Genomic DNA, 26,035 nt, shown 5'->3' with positions numbered 1-26,035 from the left:
AAGCCGTGCGTCATTGCTCAAGAAGCGGTACAATGCCTGCTAAAATAACACGTGTACCCTATGTAATTTATTCGACATAACCAGGGAGTGGTTTATGACCAGGCTAGACTTTACGCAGCCTCCTTTTGACGTTTTGAGCTCAAATGAGCGTGAAAGTCTAAAAAAACAAACTCAAATCCGCTATTTGGCTAAAAATGAGGCGTTAAGCATCGCAGATACTGCCTATTTTTATGTGGTACTAAAAGGGCGTATCCAGCAAAGCCTAGCAGGTGAGACACTAGGTGAGTTTGTCGCCACAGCACTTAGCAATGATTGGTTCGATGGCCGCAAGTTACCCACAGATGAAGAGGTACACCTACCGATACCAGCCGCCACGCCGATAAATCACTCAACAAAAGACGCATACCCAAGCGATGCCTATCATTATCAAGCCGTTGAAGACAGCTTGCTGCTGCAAGTGAATCCAGCGGCGATAGACAGACTATCGGTACAAAATCGTTATATCAGAAATTTACTCAGCGGCGAGTTGGCTGAGCGTATGCAGGCGTATAGCGCGCGCAGTCAAAAACCCGCCTTACGCACTACTCGCACGCTCAGTCATGCCGACTCCCTAGATACCCAAGGCTCAGCCGATGTATTAAATGGTGATGTATTAAATGGCCATGTATTAAACGCTTCTGTTGCCGCCACTCAAGCTGAGTCGCAGCAGCTTATGCTACAGCCAGTCACTGCCATTCGCATGCTTGACGTGCATACCATTGCAGAGACCGCCACCTTGGTAGATGCTGCCACCACCATGACCCAAGCTGGGCTTAAGCATGTCTTGGTCAAGCGCATCCCTACCGTGGAGCGCCACCCCACCCGCTCCCATCAAAGTAACTTAGGCATTTTAACAGATGCCGATATTTGCCGAGCTGTGAGTGAAAGGGTGGATATGAGCACAGCTTTATGCCGAGATTATGCCAAGTTCAAGCTACACACCATCGACCATCATCAAGACATTAGCGAGGCGCTGCTGGCGATGATTCGCTACCGAGTCCACCGTTTACCAGTACTTGATGAAAATCAAGAAGTGATCGGGGTACTGGGTCAAAGTGACTTGTTGGCGTTTTTGAGTCATCACTCTCAGCTTATTACCTTACAAATTGAGCAAGCCCGTAGTATAGACATGCTCAAAGGTCCGGTAGAACAGATTGGCCAATACATTCGAGAGCAACACAACAATGGCATCAAAATCGGGGTAATTAGCCGCATTGTACAAGCGCTCAACGCCCATGTCTTTGCCAAATTGTGGCGACTTATCGTGCCCGATATGGTGTATGAGAACACCTGCATTATCGTAATGGGCTCCGAGGGCCGCGGCGAGCAAATTATGCGCACCGACCAAGACAATGCGCTAATTATACGTAATGGCTTTAATGACTCCAATTTGGCCGATTATGCCCAAAAGTTCAATCACGTATTGGCAGAAATGGGGTACCCGCTGTGTGAGGGGAACATCATGATGAGCAATCCCTTATGGCGTCAGTCGTTAAACCGCTTTAAGTCAGAGATTTCAATCTGGTTTAATCAGCGTGAGCCGCAGCACGCCATTTGGTTATCTTGTCTACTAGATGCCTCTTACGTATGCGGCGATGAGCGCCTACTTGAGAGCCTACGCAAACATATCCAAGTGGCGCATCGCAGCACAGATCCCATGTTCGTGCGCGGCTTTGCTCAGGCCGCTTTGCAATTTGGTGATATCAATCAGTGGTGGAAAAAATTTATGCCGCTTATCGGTAAGCCAATGGCGCAAGATATTGATCTAAAAAAAGCGGGTATATTTCCTTTGGTACACGGCATTCGAGCACTGGCCTTAGAAAACGACATCTTTGACGTCACAAGCAGTAAGGCTCGGCTACAAGAGCTGGCGCGCGCTGGTGTCATGACGCATAATCGGGCAGAGACACTCAATGAGGCGCTGGAGTTTTTTATGGCTCGTCGTTTGGATATTGCCTTGGCCACAGAAGACCGACTGGCCCGCCAAGTTGATCCCTCAAGCCTATCCGCGCTTGAAAGAGATCTGTTAAAAGAGTGCCTAAACGTGGTCAAAAGCTTCAAAAATGAGCTGCGTCAACGTTATCAGCTCGAAGTCGCTTAGCGAAAAACCATCCCTATCTGCTATTGTCTTAATTTGCTATCTGTGTCCTCTTGGAGGTCTGATTATGAGCTTTATGCAGCACCTAAAATCCAGTTGGTACCAAAAGCGCCTGCTACGACCTGAGCTCAACGGGATGTTTGAGCCGCCGGTGGAGAATCAGTGGGTGGCCATTGATTGTGAGATGAGCGGTCTTAACGCCAAAAAAAACCATTTACTGTCTATCGCAGCCATTCATATTAACGGGTCTGTCATCGATACCGGACAGGGGCTTCATCTTATTTGTCGCCCGCCGGTGATGCCCACCAAGGACACCATCATCATTCATGGCCTGCGCCCGATAGATGTCGAAAATGGTTTAAGTTATGAGCAAATGTTGGCGAAGCTGCTGCCGTTTATCGGTAATCGCCCCATCGTTGGGTTTTGTCCTCAGCTAGACATCAGTTTTTTAAACCCGTTAGTCAAAGCTTATATGGGTACTTATCTGCCTAATCCAGTTATTGATATTCGTACGCTTTATAATCGCTACAGCGGTAACCGCACCCAAGGCATACCTCATCAATCTTCGCACCTTAGCGCCATTTGTCAGCAGCTCAAGTTGCCTGATATGGCTGCCCATGATGCCTATAATGATGCCATTATGACCGCCATGGCTTTTTTACTATTAAAGTAGCGAAAGCTTATTTGCTCTGGCTCTATTTATTTTTGGCGTCAGTGTTTATTGGCCTCATCAGCAGTTATAATAACCGCTCATGACACCCCTGTTTTTTTATCCTTAAATCAACTGATACTTAGTAAGCTTATGACTGTGCCTAGATATAACTTCTGTGACTTATTGCCTGCCAAAACCTTAACCAAGATGGCAACGGCTATCGGTTTGTGCTTAGGGATTAGCCCCTTACTGTATGCTCAGCTACCCGCACCTGTGGAAGCGGCGCTTAATCGTGCTCACATTAGCACCGATGACATCAGTTTAGTGATTATGCCGGTAACCGCTACTGCAGACAATAACACTACCACCAGTACCAAAACTGTAAAAAGCCGTCTGCCGGCGGTAGTACCGCTTAATCTAGTCCAGGAAGTCAAGGCTGAGCAGCCAGATCTGGTTGATGCTGATGAGCTGCCGCCTGAGCTTGAAAGCACCGCTTCGCCCTCAAAAATTGCCGCCCAGAAGCTGCAAACTCAGCCTGCTCAATCAAACCCTGCCGAGAAAAAAACTGCGCCAGCCTCAAGTACTGTATCTCAGAATAAATCAAGTGCCCCAGCTCATAACAACCCAGCGCTGACTCAGGGCTTAGTCGATACCCCTGCTCATGAGTCAGCCAGTGACGCCCTAGCTGCTGTCAATCCAAGCACTGTCGACGACAATCAGCCCTTAGCCTATCCGCTGCGTCATTTATCTGAATTACCGCGTACCCCTGCCAGCACCATGAAGCTGATCCCTACCTTTATTGCGCTTGATCTGCTCGGCCCCAATTTTGTTTGGGTCACTCAGGCCTATCACACAGGATTCATTTCAGCCAATACTTTATATGGTGATTTAATCATCAAAGGCAGTGGTGACCCTAAGCTGACCCTTCAGCGTTTAAATAAACTATTAGAGCAGGTAAAACAGGCCGGTATTCAGCACATCAAAGGTGACATTGTATTAGACAGTTCCGTATTTCAAGGTGTGACCAAAGATCCGGCCGCTTTTGATAATGATCCACTGCGCCCTTATAATGCCAGCCCAGATGGCTTATTGGTTAACTTCAGCACCCTAGAGCTCACCGCTGTCCCACTTTTAAATGATGCTCAGCGCGGCACTGCCAAGCTATACTATAAACCGCTAATGGCCGATTATGATCTGCCCACAACCTTACCCACAGCGAGCCTAGGCAACTGCTCATCGGCCCGCTCAAGCTTGGCGCCCATATGGCAAGCACAAGGCCTAAAATTTAATAAAAGCTTGCCTGCCTCTTGCGGTGCTCGCACTTTTTATATCGCCTATCCTGATGCCAAAGACTTCGCTAAACGGGTGGTCAAAGGCCAGTGGCTAAGTCTGGGCAATACCTTATCAGGCTCTATTAAGTTTTTGGGCCTCGGTAACACCGTAGCGGGCGATATGATCAATACCGAAACGCCGCTTAAGACCAGCGCTGGCACTTACTTAGACATGAGCAGCAGCACCGATAAAAACGCCGTACTGGCACAATCTGTCTCTGTTCTCCCCGCCTCGCCGCTGCCTTTTGTACGTTATCCTTCGCTGCCTTTATCGCAGCAAATTTTCGATATCAATCACTACTCCAATAACGTCATGACTGAGCAGCTAACGCTGACTTTGCCATTATTTTCAGACCCTAGCGCTGCACCTGATACCACAGGCCACGCTATAAAACCACAAAAAGACAGCTACTCTAACTACACCAAGGCATTGGGCACCATCAACCAGTGGTGGCAAAAAAATCTTACGACCCCTGCCCCTGTCATGTCTAACGGCTCAGGACTGTGCCGCGACTGTAGTGTGACTGCTGAAAATCTAGCTGATCTGCTGCAGTTCGCCTACAACCACCGCTACTTTGACACTTATGTCAATTCTTTAGGGGTGGCCGGCATTAGTGGCACCATTACTGAGCACGCTGAGCGTTTACCCAGCTCAGCAGCCATTGGCCGTGCTTGGATTAAAACGGGCACCTTAAATAACGTCACCTCCATGGCAGGCTACGTACATGGCAAATCTGGTCAGGACTATATTGTGGTCGGTATTATCAATGGCAGCACCAACCAAGCACCTTTAAATACCTACGAGGCCCGTTATGTACTTGATACCATGCTAGACTGGACAGCCAAGCACTAAATACCTGCAAGGGTCATCTAAACTATTATTGCTGTTTTAATCGCTTGGCTGTTTTTAACGCTTTGACCAAGGAGTACCTCATGCAGAATATATTTTTTGACAGTAGCGAGACCTTGATACGCATTGTGCTATCGTCAGTTATTGTCTATATCTGCATTGTGGCGTTTCACAAGGTATCAGGCAAGCGGTCTACCTCACAGCTTAACAACTTCGACTGGGTAGTGACTGTGATGATTGGGTCTATCGGCGCCAGTACCATTGTGCTTGATAACGTCCCCATCATTGAGGGCATGGCATCCATCGTGAGCCTATTAGCCTTACAGTACTTAGTGACCAAATACGCCGCTATCTCACCTGAGTTTGCAAACTTCATCGTCTCCGAACCAAGGGTGGTGTTTTATCAAGGCCAGTTTCTACCAGAAGCCATGCGCAAAGAGCGCTTAACTCGCCAAGAGATTGAATGCGCCATGCGCAGTGAAGGGATTCATGATTATGATCAGGTAGCAGCTGTGGTGTTTGAAAGCGATGCCAAGCTCACCATAATTCCAAAGCGAGACCCCTCAGACAGGCTAGATGAACAGGGTAATATAAAGCCCTCAGATACGCTCAAACCTTTGTACTAAGAGTGTACCAATACGATATTTAGGCCGCTCAAGCTACCAATACAGCCTACAAACCAGCACAACCTACAAACCAGCAGCAAACCACATCTACACAAAAAAGGTTAGACAGCTTGGCCATCTAACCTTTTTTGTGTTTACTTAAGCGGCTGTTACTCAGCCAACTTAGTTATGATTTTATTTGACTCGTGTCCAAGTTTGGCTGCGCTTAAAAGGTGTGTGCTTGATGTTACCAGTCAGCTTCAAAGACTGACCATTGTCAGCTAGGGTGACTTTACCGCCATAAACTTTGCCAGTTTCTGGATCAACCAGATCGCCACCTGACCATTTATTATTACCATCCGCTTTAAGACCGGTTAAGATGGGTAAACCCACGATCGGTTTGTTCTTTAATGAGCCTGAGCATTTTGAGCAAACTTCTTTGGCCTTTGACGCATCGTTAACTTTCACAATTGTACCGGTCACTACGCCATTAGACTCCGTCATTTTGATAACGGCTTTTTTTCACCGGTTTTGTCATCTATAGATTGCCATTGAGTGTTGTTCAATGAGGCTGCCATTGCCGCAGTGGACATTAGGCCTGTCAGGGCCGTGGTGGTCAGTAAAGTAGTAAGAAATTTCATATCGACTCCAATTCGAAAAAATACAAATCCATTTAAGGTTAAAAGTTAAAAAAAGCTGAATCAAATACTAAATCAAATAACAGCAATATTCATAACTAAATATCTAAAAAACATATCTAAAACACCTAGCATTAAGCCGAGTATGAATTCAGAATAGTTAGTGAACACTCAAGCTCCAGCTAAACTTGATTAACCCGATAATACCGTCCAAAAACTAAGTTGTCGAGACAAAATAATATAATTAAACTTAAATCACTGTTAACGTATAAAACCTACTTATTAGTGAAACAATCGCGCAGTATTATTGCTAAGCTGTGTATTTTAGCCACTTTTACAGAGGCTCTTAACCCTGTCTACCGGCAGAAGCTTTGAGATTAGTAACACGCTAGACTAGCTTGCCTTGCCCTGTTTTGCTTGTCTACATACAAACTCATTACCATTAAAGCTAAAATAGCCCCCTCTTTTATCCTACACACAGACAGAAAAAATTTATGCTTAACTTTCGCCCTAACGCACCTCATACCCCCGCCTTTTATCGAGCTAAAGCCTATTGTCATGGCCTAAATACTGCCCTTGGTATCATAAGTTTGGCAGCAGTGAGCTTAACGTTATCAGGATGTATGAGCCTACCTGCTACAACTTATGCGATTGATTCACAAAGCTATCAGGCCCAAGGCAAAAGCCAGCGTATTAAGTATATCGTATTGCATTACACTGCCGAAAATGAGCCTGAGTCACTGCGCATTTTGACCACGGCCAATGTCAGTGCTCACTATCTAATCCCAATCACCGATGACAAACCTATTTATCAGCTGGTGCCCGATAACCAGCGGGCTTGGCATGCAGGACAAGGTAGCTTTGCTGGTAGAAGTATCTTAAATGACACCTCAATTGGCATAGAAATCGTTAATGAAGGCATCCAACAGCAGTTTCGCAAAGCCAAAAATACCGACAATGGTGGTTATCATCCTGCCGAGCATTATGTTGAATTTACGGACATACAGATTAAAAAAATTGCCCAGCTGGTACAAGACTTAGCGCAAAAGTATGAGATAGAACCAACGTTGATTATCGGTCACTCTGATATGGCACCGTCTCGTAAGATTGACCCTGGGGCTAAGTTTCCTTGGGAGCGACTGTATAAAGAATATGGCATTGGGGCGTGGTATGAGGAGGCCGATAAGCAGCAATTTATGACAGAAGGCTCTTTTCAATCAGCCACTGTTGCCGACATTCAGCAGATGCTCAGTGATTATGGCTACGACATCACGCCTAGTGATGAATGGGACCGATCTAGCCGCAATGTGGTGTATGCATTTCAATTACATTTTCGGCCACAGAAACTTACCGGACAAATGGACTTAGAAACTTATGCTATTTTAAAAGCGCTTAATAAGAAGTATCATCCTTCAAATTAAGCGCCTTGATGAACCTATAAGCTGGTGCACGGCCTGCTTATAGACTAAATAGCGATGAGCCGAAATTGCTTATTTTCCATTAGGGGCTTTAGCAGCGGCTTGATAAATTGGTGTCACTTCAGGCAATAGTGCTTGTATTTTATTGATACGCTGCTGAGAGTTTGGGTGAGTAGACATTAAGGTAACAACCGCATTGCTGCGACCATTTACCGCCTCCATTTTTTTCCACACAGAGATGGCTGCCTCTGGATTATAGCCCGCTTGCGCCATTAGATGCAGGCCGCCGGCATCAGCTTGTGACTCTTGACCGCGAGAAAATGGCTTGTCGATACCTAAATCACTGAGCATACCGATAGAGTCTGCGCTTAATCCGGTCTTAGACTGTATCGCTGCACCCCCTAATTGCAATGCCAATCCGGTTAAAATCTTTTGCCCTGCATCTTTTTTGCTGTGCTCTTGTAAGGCATGCGTCATCTCGTGACCAATAATGGCCGCAATCTCTGCATCATTGAGATTAAGCTTTTCTACAATACCGGTATACACCACCATCTTACCGCCTGGCATTGCCCAAGCATTGAGCTCAGGTGAGCGAATGACTGTCAGTTGCCAGTCAAAAGGAACACCTGTGGCATTGGCACGATCTGCATAAGGTCTTAAGCGGTTAAAGACCCTATTAACTCGCACGGCTGTACTCGACGTTCTATCCACTGCCCCTTGACTGCTTGCTTTAGAGACTACTTGACTGTAGCTTTTTGCTGCATCCTCGTTGAGTGCTGCCGTGTTATATCCGGCTACATCAGCGACGGTTGCACAGCCCACCAAAGTAGTCATAGTTGCGGTTAAGATAGAGATTTTTAGTTTGCCAAATACAGCCATAAAATATCCTTATAAAAAAGAAGTTATTGGGGAAAATATCTAGGCCCTTACAAAACCAGCGGTTTTAAAGAAATTTAAAACCGAGGAGTCAACGTTGATGCTTATATAATATATGTTGATTCTATGTAACTAATATGTCTAAATTATTGCCAATAATAAAATTATCACATAACTAAAAACCTGTCTACCATTAAGTTTAACTACTAACAGTTATTTTTATAATAATAAAAAATACTCACTTATCCCTTCACTAAGGAGCTGTTTTATTTTCAGATAATGCTTGCTTAAACATGGGGATTAGCAATCTGTTGCCATATTCACTTAAGTGGTCACCATCATAATAAATGGGCCGACCCTGGTACTCACCCATACAAGCAGTTTCAGAACATAAATACAGGGCTGGATCTAATAGCTGGACATTATCCATTCTGGCTACGTTATAAAGAATGCTTAATGCCTCTTTGTTACGGTTATCATAGGCTTGGCGTGGCAAAGCGACATCGGCTTGCTGCTTGTCTAATAATAGTGCTCGGCTCACCCTCTTAGGAATATTTTGCTGCATTTCAGGTATTGGTAGCACCACATAAATAGTTCGATTAGCAGATATTTGTTGAATACTTCTATCAAGGTTGGTATCAAATTGTGATAACAGATCAGGTGTCGCTGTTTGATACTCTTTATCAAAATAGATTAATGGCTGCGTATCTATTGAATTGATAATACGTTCAGGATCATTTTGCCCATGCAGATATACCGCTGTTCTAGCACTCCAGAACACAGGAATGTTTTGATAATTGTGTTGTAAGAACTCAAGTCGTTTCAAATTTTCCTGCTGACAGGCTACTCCTTTCTCACGAATATGAGCATCTAATATGAAAGGACAAGAAGCTCTTGTTAAAGCAATGATGCCTTCCTTATCTAAGTCAAAAGCATCCGCTAAAGCAGTGGTTATAGCGTCTGCATGGCTATCTCCAACCATAATGGCGCGTATGTTATCCTTATTGCCAATATAACAAGGAAATTTTTCATCTAGCATACACTGATAAGGATTTTTATTATCTGCCTCTTCAATTGCTGCAATGACACTAGGCGAATAATGCCAAATGAAACCTTCTGATTTATACGCTGCCCGCCCAACAATGGCAATCAGTATCATCATATATAGTGGCTTAAAGGTAAGCACCTTTTTCATGCTTTGATATGCCGAGTGCCAGTTTCTTTTTTCGATAAAATGATAGCTGATAAAGCCTAAAAACACAGATAGCATCATGCCAATAAAAATACTGTATCTTGGTAGCTCAAAGTAATAAATCGCCACTACTAATGGCCAATGCCACAGATAAATTGAGTACGACCATGTACCCAGTTTTTGTGCAATCATACTGCGACTGATTAATCCTTCTTCTCGCTGTGCTTGAATGATTAAAAAAGTGCCTAATACTGGAATTAAGGCTAGGTAACCTGGCCAGGCATTCTCAGCAGAAATCAATAAATAAGAGCCGGCTATAGCAGTTAAGCCTATCCACTGGGCGTATTTTTTATAACGGTGTAAGATGGTAAGCGGGTATAAGTAGGCAATACCACCCACCATCATTTCCCACGCTCTTGACGACAGCAGATAATAGGCACTATCTGGGGTATCGTAAGACGCATAAACACAGTAGACAAAACCAATAACGGCTAAAACCAATATCAGTGGCTTTAGTGTCTGTAGACTAAAAACTTTACGCAATAATACTAAGATTAATGGGTAGATGATATAAAACTGCCATTCAACAGATAATGACCAGCTGTGTAATAGCCACTTTTGGTGCGAAGCAGTATCAAAGTACCCTGCTTCATCGTTATAGGTGAAGTTTGAGAAAAAACCAATGCTACTAGTGACATGACGCCCCAATATTTTGTAATCTAAGGGAATCAGATAAAACCAACCAAATACCAGTAAGCTAATACACAGTGCCGCTAATGCAGGAACAATCCGATTGGCACGTGCCATATAAAACTTGGACAGTAAAAAGCGGTTATTTTCAAGCCCGCGAAAAATAATGCCTGTCATCAAAAAACCTGAGATAACAAAAAACACATCAACACCAGCAAAACCACCAGGCATCCATGCAGGATTAAAGTGAAATAGTACAACCGCTATTACTGCAATTGCTCTTAAGCCGTTGATATCTGTTCTAAATTTCATAGGTTGATTCTATTTATTGATTAATAAGTTTTATTGACGCATGAATAAAGGCAAATACTCGCTATTATAACCATAGCCACTACAAAGCGTAGGCTAGTATTTGATAATGGTGGTATCAAGTAAAAACGCTCCCAGTAACCGCAGGTAACGCTCTGGCTAATTGGCAACATTAAGATGATAAAATAGATCACTAATACCTACTGTAGATTACCTAAAAAGGAGCCTGTCATGAGTGACTCACAACCAGATTACTCACAACCTGAAGCGCTAGAAGCTTATTTTAAACGTAAGGCAGAACAAGAAAGTCTAGCGCAAGCACGGGCGGAGCAAGAGGCAAAAGAGCTGTCCGCCTATGACGCCTGTGTGCTAAAGGAAAGTGCGCGAGTCAAAGAGTTGATTGCGCAGGCGCAAGCAAAGGATGGGCACAAGGATTAAAGCCAATCTCTTGTGTGATATCAGTAATAAAAAAACAATAAAAAAGGTGAGCCATTTTATGACTCACCTTTTAAATAAACATAGCAGATGCAAGCTGAATGAGTAGCTAGGAAAACTGGCGAGAGTACTACAAATTGTAGGCTAAGCCAGTTTGACAAAGCGAGTCATTCAGCTAGCGATGCTTTATCTTAACCAAGCACGGGCATTACGGAACATACGCATCCACGCGCCATCATCTGCCCACTCATCTGGCTTCCAGCTGTGATTAACTGCTCGTAGTGTACGCTCAGGGTGTGGCATCATTAGGGTCACACGGCCATCAGTGCTACAAATACCTGTCACACCGCCCAATGAGCCATTCGGGTTCAATGGGTAAGTCTCGGTGGGATTACCTTGGCTATCGACATAACGCATGGCGATCTGACCATGATTGGCCATACCGTCAATCTCTGACTCATTTAAGGTAGCAAAGCCTTCACCGTGTGCCACAGCGATGGGTAAGATGCTGTCTTGCATACCTTTTAATAAGATCGACTTGGTGCGCTCAATTTTTACGTTGACAGTACGCGCTTCAAAGCGGGCTGACTTATTGTAAGTAAAACGTGGGAAATTCTCCGCGCCTGGGATTAAGTCTTTTAACTGAGCCATCATCTGACAGCCGTTACACACGCCTAAGCTGAAAGTATCCGGACGGGTGAAGAATCGCACAAATTGCATACGCAGCTCGTCATGGAACAAGATTGAATTGGCCCAACCTGAGCCTGCACCCAATACGTCACCGTAACTAAAGCCACCACAGGCCACCAAACCATTGAAGTCGCGTAAATCAATACGACCCTCAAGTAGGTCACTCATATGCACGTCAACTGCATCGAATCCTGCACGCACGAAGCCGGCTGCCATTTCTAATTGACCGTTCACACCTTGCTCACGCAAGATAGCCACTTTTGGCTTATTGGGGTGGCTGTTGAGATAAGGCTCATCTACTTTTTGATTTAAATCAAAGTTAGCTTGAGCAATCAGACCATGGTGATTAGGATCAGCGATTAAGTCAAACTCCTGCTGCACGCACTCTGGGTTATCACGGCGTTTGGCAATCTGGTAACTCACCTGAGTCCAAGTTTGCTGTAGATCACTGCGGCTAAATACCAAGGCATCATCGCCTTGATGTAGCGGTGTAATTAGGGTTAATTTATCTTGATTGGCGCCGCCTACTGGGGTCTCAATGGTTTGACCAATGAGGCTTAACATTGCCGAAACGTTGTGCTCTTCAGCCAACGCCATAACAGCGTCAATATGCTCAGGCAGTACTTGGATCACTGCACCAAGTTCTTCAGCAAACAGCTGGCCTAAGAGGTTGTCATTGCTTAGGTTTAGGTTAATCGCCAAGCGATTAGTAAACTGCATCTCAGCCACTGTTGCCAATAGGCCTCCATCACCGATATCGTGATAAGCACTGATAACGCCTTGCTGGTTACCGGCCTGGATAAAATTAAAGAAATTAATTAAATCTTGAGGGCTGGCTAAATCAGGGCATTCATTACCCAGCTGGCTTTGGGTTTGCGCTAAGATTGAGCCACCCAATCGCAGCTTACCTTGCGACAAGTCTAGACGGTATAAAGCAGCATCCGTATTTTTTAACTCAGGCGTTAAAGTTTTATTGACATCAATCACCGGCGCAAAGGCAGTAATGACTAAGCTCATGGGGCTCACAACAGCTTTATCCACGGCTTGACCATCCACCTCATCACTCCAGCCTGCGCGCATAGATAATGAGTCCTTACCTACTGGAATTGCAATGCCCAAGGCAGGACACAACTCTTCACCTACGGCGTATACTGCATCAAACAAGGCTGCGTCTTCGACATCTTCACCGCAAGCGGCCATCCAGTTAGCGGATAACGTAATGTCTGAAATCTTATCGATACGCGCGCCTGCGATGTTGGTGATGGCTTCAGCCACTGCTAAGCGTGCCGATGCGGCAGGATTGATTAATGCCACAGGTGGACGCTCACCCATACTCATGGCTTCACCGGTATTGGCCAGTAAACCTGAGCTGGTTACCGCACAGTCGGCCACAGGCACTTGATAACGCCCCACGTATTGATCTTGGGTTACCATACCTGTGATTGAGCGATCGCCAATACTAATTAAGAATGACTTGCTGGCTACCGTTGGGTGACGCAGCACATCATGCACCGCCTCTTTGATATCAAAGCTGTCACCAGCATCAGCGAAATCAAGCGGGGCAAGGATTTTTTGTTCACGCTCGAAGGTACGCTTCATTTGCGGTGTACCGCCAAGTAACACTTGCATCGGCATATCAACCGGTTGCTCGTCTAATAATGCATCATCCACTTGCAGCTGACGGATGGCGGTTGCGGTACCTAAGATAGCATAAGGGCAGCGCTCACGCTTACAAATGGCATCAAATAAGGCTTCGCTCTCAGGGCGAATGGCAAGCACATAACGCTCTTGTGCCTCATTTGACCAGATGGCCATCGGTGACATGCCCGCCTCTAGTGAAGGAATTTGACGTAAGTTTAGCACCGCACCCATGTCGTGATCATTGACCAGCTCAGGCATAGCATTTGATAAGCCGCCTGCACCCACGTCATGGATAGACACAATCGGGTTACCATCTTTACTGGCAGCGCTCGCCTCAATGTCATTACCTGCAAGCGCCCAGCAGCGATCGATAACTTCCTGACAACGGCGCTCCATCTCAGCGTTATCACGTTGTACAGAAGCAAAGTCTAACCCTTCATCAAGCTCACCACTGTCTACTGATGAGGCTGCACCGCCGCCCAGACCGATTTGCATCGCAGGGCCACCCAAGACGATAAGTAAGTCGCCCTCTTGGATGCTGTTTTTTTCAACCAAGTTGCGTTTGATGTTACCGTAACCACCAGCAATCATGATCGGCTTATGATAACCGCGCATCTCACTACCATCTTGATTCGCACTGGTATCTAATTGGAAAGAACGGAAATAACCACAAAGGTTAGGACGACCAAATTCGTTGGCAAAATTGGCTGAGCCTAGCGGCGCTTCTGTCATAATCTCTAAGCTTGACGCCATGCGCTCCGGCTTACCATAGTCTTTAGTGCTAAATTGACCTGATTGTTCCCACTTCTCTGGCATATCTGGCAGGTGTAGGTGTGAGACGTTAAACCCAGTTAAGCCCGCTTTTGGTTTGCCCCCTCGGCCGGTTGCACCTTCATCACGAATTTCACCACCGGCACCGGTTGATGCGCCGGCATACGGAGCAATAGCGGTGGGATGGTTGTGCGTTTCGACTTTCATTAAGATGTCGATGTGCTCATTATGAAAGTCGTACTGGTGCATTTGTGAAGATAAAACATCTTCGCCCAGCTCTTTTTGAGGCAGCGGATAAAAGCGCTCAGCTTCAAAGCCTTGCATCACCGCAGCGTTGTCTTTATAAGCTGACAAGATACCGGTAGGGTTTTTTTCATGGGTGTTGCGAATCATTTTAAACAGTGATTTGGGCTGCACTTCACCGTCAACCGTCCACTCTGAGTTAAAGATTTTATGACGGCAATGTTCTGAGTTGGCCTGAGCAAACATCATCAGCTCAACGTCTGTAGGGTTACGTTTAAGCTCTTCACCATAAGCCTGCATTAAGTAATCGATATCTTCTACCGATAGTGCAAAACCAAACTCTCGGTTCGCCGCTTCTAAGGCACTGCGGCCTTGGCCAATGATATCCACATGCTTGAGTGACGCTGGTGTATGATCATCGAATAATTGGCTCAACTGATTTAAATCATAAACCAAGCTTTGGGTCATACGGTCATGTAAGATTTGCTCAGCTTGTTTTGGTAGCTTCGATGGCAAATCCTCACCAGTTAAGGTAAATACGATAACGCGCTCAACACGTTCTACTGCTAACTCACAGTTATTAAAGATATCGGTGGCTTTACTTGACCAAGGAGAAATGGTACCAAAGCGTGGGCTAACGATGACTTGGCACTGGCCGGCACTGGCTGTGATAGCGGCCACTTCTTCGCCTTGATTTAATAGGTCTAAAGCCTTTTTACGCTCAGCATCGTTAAGTTCGCGTGATAGGACGTACACTTGTTGTGTATCAATACCTGTCACCTTGAGGGCCGTCTGGCTATTTAACTGCTCAATTAATTGTTGGGCTTTGAACTCGGTTAAAAAACGGTGTCCAGCGAGGATCATCATAAGGCAAATTCCGCAGTGTCTGAGTAGAGTGTAGAAACGAGATTAATGAAAACAAAAGTTGTCACAGTGAACTGATACGCCTATTTATAAGGCAAGCTTTTGGCAGTCCATAAAATCCTTGGCTATTATAGCAAGAAGTTACGCTTAAGGTGCTAGTGAACCACCTCATAAAACAGCTTTTGATGGCAATTATTATTTTATCTATCCTTTAGCAGCATCTAGTACAGTGATTATTAGATAACCAAAAGATAATCTTACTTAAATTAACTAAATAAGCCGCTTTTTTACAAAGGCTCACGTGCCCTTACAGGGTCAGGGTATCATTTGTTTGACCAGCCATTTAGCATAAACAGTGTGTTAAAGATATTTATAAAAATTCAAAGACAATAAACCAATAACGATATTTTGATATAAGGAAATTATTATGAGTAAACAAGACCACATTGACCTTATTCGTGAGATTGTAAAAGAGGTTAAGTTTGCAATGTTCACCAGCATTACTACAGAGGGGCATTTGCACGCGTGTCCTATGACCACAAGTGAGACCAGCCTTGGCGCCCGTGAGATATGGTTTATTGGTGATAAAACCACTCAGGCCGTTGATAATATCAACAACAATCCGCAAGTAAATTTATCTTATGTCAGCCAAGATGGCAAAGACTATGTGTCTATTAATGGCAAGGCGGAACTGGTAGATGATAAAGCCAAGCTTGATGAGCTGTGGTCCCCTATTTACAATGTCTTTTATGAGCATGGCAAAGAAGATGAAAACGTGCAGCTGATTAAAGTGGTGCCGAATGGTGCTGAATTCTGGCGCAGTGGCAACGGTATTATTAATGCCGCCAAGTTGGCCGTAGCAGCTGTTCAAGATGGTAAAATAGCCGACAGCTTAGGCGACAATGGTTCTGTTGAATTTTAAGCCAAAACAGCTCAGTTTCATCTCAAAATATGAACAAAAAAGCCCCAACCAATTGAATTGTTTGGGGCTTTTAGTGATTGGTAAGCTGTGGATTTGATTTACTCATCGCTCAGCTGCAAGTAATTGACTAGTTTTGTTTGAGATAAGGCCAAGCCGCGCGCATATAGATCATCATAGACCATAAGGTTAATACAACCGCTGCCACCATCAAGCCATAGCCTAACAACTCCAGTGACTCTATATTAAGCAGCAACACAGTAATGGCTATCATTTGGAACGTAGTTTTTAACTTACCCACATAGGACACCGCTACGCTAGTACGGGCCCCAAGCTCTGCCATCCACTCACGCAGCGCAGATACCGCAATCTCACGTGAAATAATAACAATGGCGGCAATGGCCATAATAATATTAGGATGCCACTGCACTAATACAATCAGCGCCGCAGCCACCATCAGCTTATCTGCCACTGGGTCTAAAAAGCGACCAAAGGCGGATACGATATTCATTTTTCGGGCCAAATAACCATCCAACCAGTCGGTAATGGCTGCCAACACAAACAATAAAGTCAACAGCAAATGGCGCAGCATGCTGTCACTAAACGCATCCATATTCATACCAATATTGGCAATGGTATTGTCCGAAATCATCGGCACACCAATACCTAAGGCTGGCGGCCAATAGGCGATCGCCACAAACAACGGAATCATCGCAATACGGGCGATGGTTAAGTTATTAGGCAAATTAAAAATGCTAGATTGTGAATTTGACTGTATAGGTGTTGGGCTCATAATAACTTTTAGACAGCGTTTGGTTTCATCTAGCTTAGCATTTATACCCAGATTTAGTAAGCCCCAATCGGGCATATCTAAACACTATTGTTAACTTAATAAGCTATAAATAAGTAAAGTAGGCATCGAAGCGTACCACATCGTTTTGCCAACTTTCATTGGCAGCTTGTGAGGCAAAAACAGGTGCCTGTATTGGTCTTTTGACCACCACTCGTCCCCCAGGGGCCACAAAAGATAAGGCCAGGCTTAATAAGGCCTGCTCTTCTTTAAGGCTAGGTGGCTCAGCAATCTGGTGTAGTGCCTGCATATGCTTACCCACCTTAGCACCTTTAGAGCTATGCGCATAGCTGTTCTCTGGAAACATAGGGTCTAGATAGATGACGTCAAAGGCGTGGCTGATAGTCTGGGCTTGCAAGTCACAGGCAGTCGGTGCAGGCTGCATATATTCAGTAGACTCTGCACAAACTATGTGCAAGCGCGCCATCAGTTTTTGCCAATTGGGCTGCTTGGCCATCATCTGCTGCTCATACTTGAGCAATAATACCATCAAGGGATTGCGCTCAAGTAAGGTAAGCTGGGCGCCACTACTGGCCAAAATCAAACTGTCATGACCAAAGCCTGCAGTGGCATCAAGCACCCGACTGCTGGCAGTAAGCTTGGTGGCTTGCAGCAGCAATTCTGACTTTCTGCCGGCACTGACCACTCGACGCTGTAGGCTATTCCATTCTGGCGAGACACTCACCCCATTAGTCAGCAAGGTCAGTTGCTGCTTGTCATCTATCACCAGTAGCGGCTGCTGATACTGCTGACTGAGCTGTTTGCGTATTTTTTGAGTCAGCTTTTGCTCACTGGCGACCGCCTCGATACTCAGCGGCAGCTTAGCCTCTACTATCAGCTGCTGCAACGCTTGAATCAGTATCAAGGCCTGCTCAGCAATAGACTGAGGATAAATAAGCGTCACACAAGATATAGGCGAAATCATGGCTGGCGTAAGTCCCTGTTTTGCAAACTGATATTTTGAAAATTAATGCCTTCTCAATTAAGGCGATTAACCCTGAATGGTATAACCAAATATCCAAGCCACCAACAGCACTATGATACCTGTGATAATGCGCAACCAAGCAAATATGGTAAAGTCACGACGACTTACCCAATCTACCAGCCAACGGATACACAACAAACCCACCACAAAGGATACCAATACCCCAACACCCAGTATCAGCCAATCTTGACCACTACTGAGTACGTCTTTATGTTTTAATAAATCCAGCAAGCCGGCACCAATAATCACGGGGATGCCTAAGAAAAAAGAAAACTCTGCCGCAGCCTTGCGGGACACACCCAGCCATAGCGCACCGATAATGGTAGAGCCTGAGCGCGATGTACCAGGAATAAGCGCCAAACACTGCATAAGACCGATCAGTAGCGCTGTTTTTAGACTCACATCTTCTGCCTCTTCAGCAATCACCGGAATCTGCTTACGCTCAACATAGAAGATAAGCAGGCCCCCTAATATCAGCATAATCGCTACAGTATAAGGGTTAAATAGATACTCTTTGATTTGATCGGCTAACGTAAAGCCAACAAGCATCACCGGAATGGTCGCCACAATCAGGCTAAGCCCCAGCTGACGGGGGTTTTTTAGCGCATTAGGACCTTCAGATTTACCCGTTATCAGACCCATTAAAGCATGCCATAAGCGCCCCCAATACTCATAAATGACTGCCAAGATAGCACCCAGCTGAATGACTACGATAAATAAATCGGCTTTTTCTTTGGTCCAAAAGCTCATCAAGTCGGCAGAGAGAATCAGATAACCGGTACTGGATATGGGCAAAAACTCAGTAATGCCCTCGACGATACCCATGATGACGGCTTTGAGAATGAGTAGTAAATCCAAAATAAGTGCTCACTATAAAATAATAAAAATAAAAACTTCGCTCAACTAAACCTGTCGCTTAGACCAACTTTTCTGTGTGACTTAAGCTTTGCCCTGCTCTTTGAGTGTTTTCCAAGCATTATTGCGCAAATAAACAGGCAGAGCTTGATCTGCACTGACACCACCTGATACTAAATACTGGGCAATACCCAGCTTAGCTAAGCTCACCGCATCAGGAATAATCTCAGCAAACAAAGGTTGATCCTCCACTGCATGCAGCAAAGTGGCGCCGTTACCAGCAATGGGCAGCGCCTTATCGGTGCTCTGCTCATAATCAACCAACCTCTCCTCACTGCCCTCTACCTGAGTCATCACCTGAACATCTGGCGTGCCTTGCATTTGGGCAAGCTGATACTCTCCAAAATAGACCTGCTTCATGCGCGCATCTAACGCGGCATAGACCTGCTGCACACCTTGTTTATCAAAGGCCGCCTGTGCAATGGCTGCTAAGCTTGATACCCCAACGCAAGGAATATTATGCGCCACAGACAACGCTTGTATTACTGCGGTATTAATTCGAATACCACTAAAAGGGCCCGGGCCACGGTTGAAAATTAACGCCGTAATATCTGCCAATTTAATTCCCACTTGCTGTAAAGCGCTGTCAATCATAGGCAATATCTGCTGGGTTTGATCACGTTTACCGGTTTCGGTGTGATCACTGATTACTTGTAAGTCTTGGCTCACTATCGCCACAGAACATTGATCAAAAACGGTATCTATTGCCAAAAACATGGGAGCCTCTTTATACAACTAAAAAATACAAGCAAAAATATAAGACAAAAAATCTAATCTTGAGTGAACCAAATAAGTGGCAGTATCATACCACTGCACATGGCTTTGATAAATCAGTAGTTGGTTCCATTTATGCAACCCACCTCATTTGCTATCAACTAAAAAAACCAGACCACTCATTTAGTAATCTGGTTTTGACCATTTTTATGTTATTAACCGCCAATCAAGTCTCATCTCTTATTTTGGCAAGCTGCCTGAGATTTGACGTAAGATATCTTCAATCTCTTGGTTGGCTTCTTGCTCTTTATCTAAGCCGCCGTTTGGGGTCAATTGGTTAACAATCTCAGGCAATAGCTCGGCTAAACCTTGGCGTACTTCTGTATCATCTGCGCCTGTCTGGCTACGAACTTGCTCAAGCTCTTGCTCATCAAATAGTTTATTGATTTGGTTGGGGTCAAGGTTTTGGTTTTGTTGCTCATTGCTCAGCCAAGATTGTGCCTGATGGCCAAAGCCTAAGTCTTGGATCTTAGATAAAGCACCAGACAAGCCGCCATTGCGCTGAATCCAATTAAGTGCAATAGGCATCAGCGCCGCTACTAACATGGCTTTACCACCACCTGCGCGAGCGCCGCCCATGCTACCGCCACCTAAGACGCTACCCAAGATACTGCCTAAGCCACCCGTATTGCGATTGCCGCCCATACTACCGCCCAGAACGCCGCCTAATAGGTCATCTAAACCAAAGCCATTATCCTGTGCTTGGCTTTGATGCGCTTGATTGTTGCCGCCTAAAACACTCCCTAAAATATCCCCTAAGCCGCCCGTAGCACGTGGCTCGATACGCTGATTAACCGGATTGCGCTTGGCTTCATTAGGATCCAATGCTTGGCGTGCCACCTGAGTGATTAGATTGCCGAGTAGACTCATAATATCTCCTTAGTAATTTACAAAATAGGTTACAAATAACATGCCACTACTATAGCAAAGCTTAGCGCTTAGTGCGTTAGCAATTACATTTACTTGTTATGTAATTTGTATATCAAAAGATGGTGCTGCGTTATTAGCGCCACTGAGCCAATACTATCAAGCGCCGCCAAGTATCCGCTTGAACTTGATCTTGCCAAAGCACGACTGTCTTTTTTTGCACAATAGGATAATGAGTCACAAAGCTCAGCTGCAAGCAGTGACATAAAGCATTGGCACTTACCAGCTTTGCCTCCCAAAGTACCGGCGCTGCACCAGCTGCCTTAGCATTGGCCCCAGCTTTATATAAAAGCTGCCAGCCTTTTGTCATATCATCACAATCACTGACGCTAATGTGTAACGGTGTATCATGAACGTAGAACACCATAGCAAGCAGTGCACTGCTTAAAAGCAGCACCATAATCCCCGCCCAAGTCACCAAGGTTGTCACTATCAACAATACTGGCACAGCCAAAAAGGTTGTGGCATATAAAAGCCGCCAACCACTCTTTGCGGCAATGCAAGAGTTGAGTTGACGGCTCATAAACAACATACCTTACGGCAGGCGTTGGTATTTATAGACTGAGCATTTAAGATAGATCACCATGCTGCAGTTTTTTGAGCTTTAATACCAGCTCACCCACTTTGGCATCTTCTGGCGTATCTTGATTCATGAAATAATTCAATAAATCAGGGTCTTCATAAGTCAGTAGCTTAGCAAAGGTTGCTTGCTCATCTTCATCTGCGGTTAGATAGTACTGTTTGACGTAAGGATCAATATAAAAATCCAGCTCTTTTAGACCGCGGCGAGCTTGGTAGATAACACGTCTTTGTTCATTGGTGGGCTCGGGCTGTGTGCTCATAAGACACTCCTAACTAAGTAAAAAAATAAAAATAATATAGCGATAAAAGCCAATGCTTTGAGGTAGTACGGTTTTAAAATTTATAATGTGTTGTTATTGGCTCAATTGCTGCCACAAAGCCAGACCCTCTATGCTTAATCTGACATTATGAGTGCGTATAATGCTAGCGCCTTGCTGTACTGCTAATAATGCTGCAACCATACCCACGCCATCTCTATCAGTTGCCATATGATCATCAAAGATACCGAGGCCGGTATGGGTCAGTACCTGACCTAAAAAGCGCTTACGTGAGACACCAAATAAGATGGGCAACTGCAATTGATGCAACTGCGACATATGATTTAATAACCGCTTGTGGTGCTCATACTCTTTAGCAAAGCCGAAGCCTGGATCAATAATGAGATTATGTGCTTTTACGCCAGCTTGCTGAGCTGCCTCAATTCGTACCTTAAGCTCAGCAAGTACTTCACTGATCACATCTTGATAATGGGCTTTGGCATTCATGGTAGTAGGCTCACCGCGCATGTGCATCAGTACCACAGGGATATCGAGCTTGGCCGCCATCTCAAGTGCGCCCTCTCGAGTCAATGCTCGCACATCATTCCAGATATCAGCACCCGCGTGCACCGCCTGTTCAATCACTGTCGGTGAGCTGGTATCAATAGACAGCCACAGCTTATCACCGAAGCGTTCACGAATCGCTGCAACCACAGGCACTACGCGCGCGCATTCTTCCTCTTCACTCACTGGACTGGCATTTGGCCGAGTTGATTCTCCGCCGATATCAATAATAGTGGCACCCTCTTGAATCATGCGTTCACAGTGCCGTATAGCCGACTCGATATTATTAAACTGCCCACCATCAGAAAACGAGTCAGGGGTCACATTCAAAATACCCATTACTTGAGGCTGAGACAAGTCTAGCTGTTTATAGCCGCTAGCGATACCTGGCTTGGTAGATAAAGGCGCTTTAATTTTAATATTAGGAAGACAATGTAGTTGCATAATGGCTCATCTGTTTATAATTATTTTGGCAAATACTCCATAGATTTCATCCGCTATTCTAACAGATATGTCGCCCGGTGGCGGCGCATAAAAAAAGGCCTTTTCATTGAGAAAAGACCTTGTTTACGACCACTTAAATCTACAAGTTGTGAGATAGTCTAATACACTACATTGCAGGTAAAGGTGGCGGTGTTGGACCTGAAGAGCTGACTTCTTTTTTTGGGGTAACATCTTTTTCTTGATAATTGCGAGGTGCACGTGGCTCATTACCTGCCAAGATATCTTGCAATTGGTCTCTATCAATAGTTTCCCAATTCATCAGCGCTTCAACCATAGCATGCATCTTATCTTTATTGGCTTCGATAATCTCACGAGCGATGGCGTACTGTTCTTCTAAAATACGACGGATCTCTTCATCCACTTTTTGCTGTGTGGCTTCAGAAATAGCACGGGCACCACCGCCGAAATAACCTTGAGAGGCATCATCATCTTCATAAACCATCACTCCCAATGCATCTGACATGCCATACTTGGTCACCATAGCGCGCGCCATTTTAGTCGCACGTTCAAAGTCGTTTGATGCGCCTGTGGTCTTTTGATTAACAAAGACCTCTTCTGCAATACGGCCGCCAAATAAAATCGCAATATCATTCAACATCTTTGACTTATCTAAGCTGGTCTGATCAAACTCAGGCAGCTGCCAAGTCACACCCAGCGCCCAACCACGCGGCATGATGGTAACCTTATGCACAGGATCGGTGCCTGGTAGCATCTCAGCGACTAGAGCATGGCCAGCTTCGTGATAGGCGGTCGCACGACGTTCTTCTTCACGCAGCACCATAGACTTACGCTCAGGACCCATAAATAGCTTGTCTTTGGCATCCTCAAAGTCGTTCATATCGACACTGGTCTTATTACGACGAGCAGCAAATAAAGCAGCTTCATTCACTAAGTTTGCAATCTGCGCACCACTAAAACCTGGCGTACCACGAGCAAGAGCATTCACATCTACACCAATGGTAGCTGGCAGTTTGCGTAAATGCACCTTTAAAATCTCTTCACGGCCTTTGATGTCTGGTAAGCCCACATGCACCTGACGGTCAAAACGACCTGGGCGTAATAAGGCTTTATCAAGTACATCAGCGCGGTTGGTGGCAGCAATAACGATAATACCGTCATTACCTTCAAAACCATCCATTTCTACCAATAGCTGGTTTAGGGTCTGCTCGCGCTCATCATTACCCCCACCCATGCCTGTGCCACGGCTACGGCCTACGGCATCAATCTCATCGATAAAGATAATACAAGGCGCATTCTTTTTGGCTTGCTCAAACATATCACGCACACGTGATGCGCCCACACCAACGAACATTTCAACAAAGTCAGAACCTGAGATTGAGAAAAAAGGTACTTTGGCTTCACCGGCAATGGCTTTAGCAAGTAAGGTTTTACCCGTACCTGGTGGGCCCACCATTAAGATACCACGAGGAATGGTGGCACCCAATTTGGTGAATTTGTCAGGGTCTTTTAAGAAATCGACCACTTCGACCACTTCTTCTTTGGCTTCTTCTGCACCGGCCACATCATTAAAGGTCACTTTAATTTGGTCTTCACCCAGCATTTTGGCTTTAGATTTACCAAAGCTCATGGGGCCACCGGCTTTACCACCAGCGCCGCCTTGCATATTACGCATGAAGAACAAGAAGATACCGATAATTAGCAGAACAGGGAAGCTTGCAATTAATAACTGCATCATAATGCTTTGACGCTCGGGGGCTGCCCCTTGCACCTCAACCTTATGCTCACGCAACGTAGGCATTAACTCTGCGTCCGCCACTGCAGGAAGAACGGTCTCGAACTCCGAGCCGTTGACTTTTTCGCCAGTGATTTGTTCACCGTCGATCTTGACGCTTTTTATTTGGTCCTCAGTGACTTGAGTTACAAACTCAGAGTAATTGAGCGTATCAGGCTCATTACTGCTATCAAAGTTGCTAAATACCAGCACTAATACGCCGATAACAACTAGCCACAATAAGGTATTTTTTACCATGTCGCTCACAAGCTATACCATCCCTTACTTGTTGATGTGTTCAAAATTCTGCCTCATCTAGCATTATAGCATGAGGCAGAAAAACAATGACGGCCCGTCACCTTGTTAATACACCCGCTTAACCTTATGTCAGATGACACGATTTTGGTTAAAATAAAAGTAATAAAATCAAGGTTTTTTAGCTAAAACATTCTACTCAAATCGGTTAATAGTGGATTACTGTTAAGGCATAACCCGCTTTAAGATTGAGCAGTTTCAATACATCTGACTTACATTGAGTTAAATTACGTCATTTACATTTTTATAATACTTGACCAAAATTTAGCTGAGTTAAACTGTATGTTTTAGCAAACCGTTGCTTCTACCTACCTTTATTAGGTCAGTATAAGTATTTATCAAGCATAAAACAGATAATTATCCGCCTGTTGCATCAATAAAGTCTAAATATTAGCTACTGTATTGATTCTCTGTTGTCGGTGTGAATGGGATTATGCGCATCATAAGCAACGCTCAGCGCCATACCGCTTTATTTGGTAGCTACCCAAAACACCTCTTTTGAGCGCGGACGGGAAGCGGCAGGCTTAATGGTACGAACTTTTGAAAACTGAGACTGTAGCTGCTGGCGTAATTGCTGCTCACCCTCGCCTTGGAATACCTTCATTACCAACGACCCACCTTTTGGCAGTACGCGCAAAGCAAAGTCTACTGCCAGCTCACACAGATAAATCATACGTGGCTGATCTACGGCGGTATGCCCTGACGTATTGGGTGCCATATCAGATAACACCACATCTACCTGTCTGTCACCCACTTCACTCATCAAGCGATCAAACACGGCCTCCTCTCTGAAGTCACCTTGAATAAAGGTGACATTTTCTAAGGCATCCATCGGTAAGATGTCTGAAGCGATGAGTATGCCCTCATCCCCTACCAGTCTGCCTGCCACCTGTGACCAGCTGCCAGGGGCACTGCCCAAATCAACCACCGTCATCCCTTTTTTAATGAGATTGGTTTTTTCGTTGATTTCCAATAGTTTATAGGCAGCGCGAGCGCGGTAACCCTCTTTTTGCGCCAATTGCACATAATGGTCATCCAAATGCTCTTTCATCCAAGCCTTACTGCTTTTTGATAGGCCTTTATTGGTAATACGTGTCGCCAAAATATCCTCACTATATTTTCAGACAATTCATAACTAAATTTTAATCTTAATTCTAGCATTATTTGCCCCAATAAAGGGGCTAACTGGGCGGATGGCTAGCAGTTAATACAAAGAGTTTATGGCCATTTCAATTTTTGAGACAATCTAATCATGCAAGCGCAGTCAACTTTCTTTATAATGGCAGCGGTTAAGATAAGCCTTTAGATGACTAAACTATCGGTTTGTCTTTTTATCACGTACATTTTTTAAGGCTGGCATAGTTAGGCC

General features: G+C 45.0%; 22 protein-coding genes. 7 read left to right on the top strand and 15 right to left on the bottom strand.

Annotation, left to right across the window (positions count from 1 at the left end; translation table 11 throughout):
• The first annotated feature begins 94 nt into the window (after nt 1-94).
• The 4 genes from JMX92_RS03685 (at nt 95) to JMX92_RS03670 (ending at nt 5,596) form a co-directional block, all read left to right on the top strand.
• Nucleotides 95-2,140 (top strand): DUF294 nucleotidyltransferase-like domain-containing protein, encoded by a 2,046-nt coding sequence (locus tag JMX92_RS03685; protein WP_011959836.1) that lies wholly within the window; start codon nt 95-97, stop codon nt 2,138-2,140.
• A gap of 64 nt (nt 2,141-2,204) precedes the next feature.
• Complete coding sequence (locus JMX92_RS03680; RefSeq protein ID WP_011959835.1) at nt 2,205-2,810, top strand: 3'-5' exonuclease; 606 nt, start codon at nt 2,205-2,207, stop codon at nt 2,808-2,810.
• A 129-nt stretch (nt 2,811-2,939) separates the two neighbouring features.
• Nucleotides 2,940-4,973: a D-alanyl-D-alanine carboxypeptidase/D-alanyl-D-alanine-endopeptidase gene (locus JMX92_RS03675; RefSeq protein ID WP_201543975.1), complete on the top strand. Its 2,034-nt coding sequence runs from the start codon at nt 2,940-2,942 to the stop codon at nt 4,971-4,973.
• 80 nt (nt 4,974-5,053) lie between these two features.
• Nucleotides 5,054-5,596 (top strand): DUF421 domain-containing protein, encoded by a 543-nt coding sequence (locus tag JMX92_RS03670; RefSeq protein ID WP_201543974.1) that lies wholly within the window; start codon nt 5,054-5,056, stop codon nt 5,594-5,596.
• 174 nt (nt 5,597-5,770) lie between these two features.
• Here the strand turns inward: JMX92_RS03670 and JMX92_RS03665 are convergent, their stop codons facing one another.
• Complete coding sequence (locus JMX92_RS03665; RefSeq protein WP_227675256.1) at nt 5,771-6,079, bottom strand: DUF2147 domain-containing protein; 309 nt, start codon at nt 6,077-6,079, stop codon at nt 5,771-5,773.
• Nucleotides 6,076-6,216 carry a hypothetical protein gene (locus JMX92_RS13465; protein ID WP_227675255.1) on the bottom strand — a complete coding sequence of 47 codons (141 nt, stop codon included), beginning with the start codon at nt 6,214-6,216 and terminating at the stop codon, nt 6,076-6,078. Before JMX92_RS13465 ends, JMX92_RS03665 begins: the two co-directional genes overlap by 4 nt.
• 491 nt (nt 6,217-6,707) lie before the next feature.
• On the opposite strand from JMX92_RS13465, the gene JMX92_RS03660 reads away from it, so the two are divergent.
• Nucleotides 6,708-7,634: an N-acetylmuramoyl-L-alanine amidase gene (locus JMX92_RS03660; protein ID WP_201543973.1), complete on the top strand. Its 927-nt coding sequence runs from the start codon at nt 6,708-6,710 to the stop codon at nt 7,632-7,634.
• 69 nt (nt 7,635-7,703) lie between these two features.
• Here the strand turns inward: JMX92_RS03660 and JMX92_RS03655 are convergent, their stop codons facing one another.
• Together JMX92_RS03655 and JMX92_RS03650 are read right to left on the bottom strand one after the other, a co-directional pair.
• A complete protein-coding gene (locus JMX92_RS03655; protein ID WP_201543971.1) occupies nt 7,704-8,510 on the bottom strand; it encodes a M48 family metallopeptidase in 807 nt (268 codons plus the stop codon).
• 250 nt (nt 8,511-8,760) lie between these two features.
• Entirely contained in the window at nt 8,761-10,701 is a 1,941-nt protein-coding gene (locus tag JMX92_RS03650; RefSeq protein WP_201543969.1) for an acyltransferase family protein, read from the bottom strand.
• Between the two features lie 228 nt (nt 10,702-10,929).
• On the opposite strand from JMX92_RS03650, the gene JMX92_RS03645 reads away from it, so the two are divergent.
• Nucleotides 10,930-11,136, top strand: a complete 207-nt coding sequence (locus JMX92_RS03645) for a hypothetical protein (RefSeq protein WP_201543967.1) — start codon at nt 10,930-10,932, stop codon at nt 11,134-11,136.
• A gap of 183 nt (nt 11,137-11,319) precedes the next feature.
• Here the strand turns inward: JMX92_RS03645 and purL are convergent, their stop codons facing one another.
• Nucleotides 11,320-15,345, bottom strand: a complete 4,026-nt coding sequence (gene purL / locus JMX92_RS03640; protein WP_201543965.1) for a phosphoribosylformylglycinamidine synthase — start codon at nt 15,343-15,345, stop codon at nt 11,320-11,322.
• Between the two features lie 424 nt (nt 15,346-15,769).
• On the opposite strand from purL, the gene JMX92_RS03635 reads away from it, so the two are divergent.
• A complete protein-coding gene (locus tag JMX92_RS03635) occupies nt 15,770-16,264 on the top strand; it encodes a pyridoxamine 5'-phosphate oxidase family protein (RefSeq protein ID WP_201543963.1) in 495 nt (164 codons plus the stop codon).
• Between the two features lie 127 nt (nt 16,265-16,391).
• On the opposite strand, the gene pgsA is transcribed toward JMX92_RS03635, so the two are convergent.
• The 10 genes from pgsA to rlmE form a co-directional block, all read right to left on the bottom strand.
• Nucleotides 16,392-17,054 carry a CDP-diacylglycerol--glycerol-3-phosphate 3-phosphatidyltransferase gene (gene pgsA, locus JMX92_RS03630; protein WP_110816162.1) on the bottom strand — a complete coding sequence of 221 codons (663 nt, stop codon included), beginning with the start codon at nt 17,052-17,054 and terminating at the stop codon, nt 16,392-16,394.
• Nucleotides 17,055-17,157: 103 nt separating this feature from the next.
• Nucleotides 17,158-18,036, bottom strand: a complete 879-nt coding sequence (locus JMX92_RS03625; RefSeq protein ID WP_201543961.1) for a class I SAM-dependent methyltransferase — start codon at nt 18,034-18,036, stop codon at nt 17,158-17,160.
• Nucleotides 18,037-18,102: 66 nt separating this feature from the next.
• Entirely contained in the window at nt 18,103-18,954 is an 852-nt protein-coding gene (locus JMX92_RS03620; protein WP_011959823.1) for an undecaprenyl-diphosphate phosphatase, read from the bottom strand.
• A gap of 81 nt (nt 18,955-19,035) precedes the next feature.
• The gene (gene tsaB, locus JMX92_RS03615; protein WP_201543959.1) at nt 19,036-19,728 is read right to left on the bottom strand and encodes a tRNA (adenosine(37)-N6)-threonylcarbamoyltransferase complex dimerization subunit type 1 TsaB; all 693 of its coding nucleotides are present in this window, start codon (nt 19,726-19,728) and stop codon (nt 19,036-19,038) included.
• Between the two features lie 237 nt (nt 19,729-19,965).
• Nucleotides 19,966-20,655, bottom strand: a complete 690-nt coding sequence (locus JMX92_RS03610; RefSeq protein WP_011959821.1) for a YidB family protein — start codon at nt 20,653-20,655, stop codon at nt 19,966-19,968.
• 133 nt (nt 20,656-20,788) lie between these two features.
• Nucleotides 20,789-21,235 (bottom strand): hypothetical protein, encoded by a 447-nt coding sequence (locus tag JMX92_RS03605; protein ID WP_201543956.1) that lies wholly within the window; start codon nt 21,233-21,235, stop codon nt 20,789-20,791.
• 46 nt (nt 21,236-21,281) lie between these two features.
• Nucleotides 21,282-21,554: a succinate dehydrogenase assembly factor 2 gene (locus JMX92_RS03600; protein ID WP_201543954.1), complete on the bottom strand. Its 273-nt coding sequence runs from the start codon at nt 21,552-21,554 to the stop codon at nt 21,282-21,284.
• A 93-nt stretch (nt 21,555-21,647) separates the two neighbouring features.
• Nucleotides 21,648-22,559 (bottom strand): dihydropteroate synthase, encoded by a 912-nt coding sequence (folP, locus tag JMX92_RS03595; RefSeq protein WP_201543952.1) that lies wholly within the window; start codon nt 22,557-22,559, stop codon nt 21,648-21,650.
• 166 nt (nt 22,560-22,725) lie between these two features.
• Nucleotides 22,726-24,609 (bottom strand): ATP-dependent zinc metalloprotease FtsH, encoded by a 1,884-nt coding sequence (gene ftsH / locus JMX92_RS03590; protein WP_011959817.1) that lies wholly within the window; start codon nt 24,607-24,609, stop codon nt 22,726-22,728.
• A gap of 526 nt (nt 24,610-25,135) precedes the next feature.
• Nucleotides 25,136-25,768, bottom strand: a complete 633-nt coding sequence (rlmE, locus tag JMX92_RS03585; RefSeq protein ID WP_011959816.1) for a 23S rRNA (uridine(2552)-2'-O)-methyltransferase RlmE — start codon at nt 25,766-25,768, stop codon at nt 25,136-25,138.
• Nucleotides 25,769-26,035 lie beyond the last annotated feature (267 nt).

The sequence above is a fragment of the Psychrobacter sp. H7-1 genome, assembly GCF_904846585.1.
Taxonomy (GTDB): Bacteria; Pseudomonadota; Gammaproteobacteria; order Pseudomonadales; family Moraxellaceae; genus Psychrobacter; species Psychrobacter raelei.
This window is presented reverse-complemented; position numbering and strand designations above follow the sequence as displayed.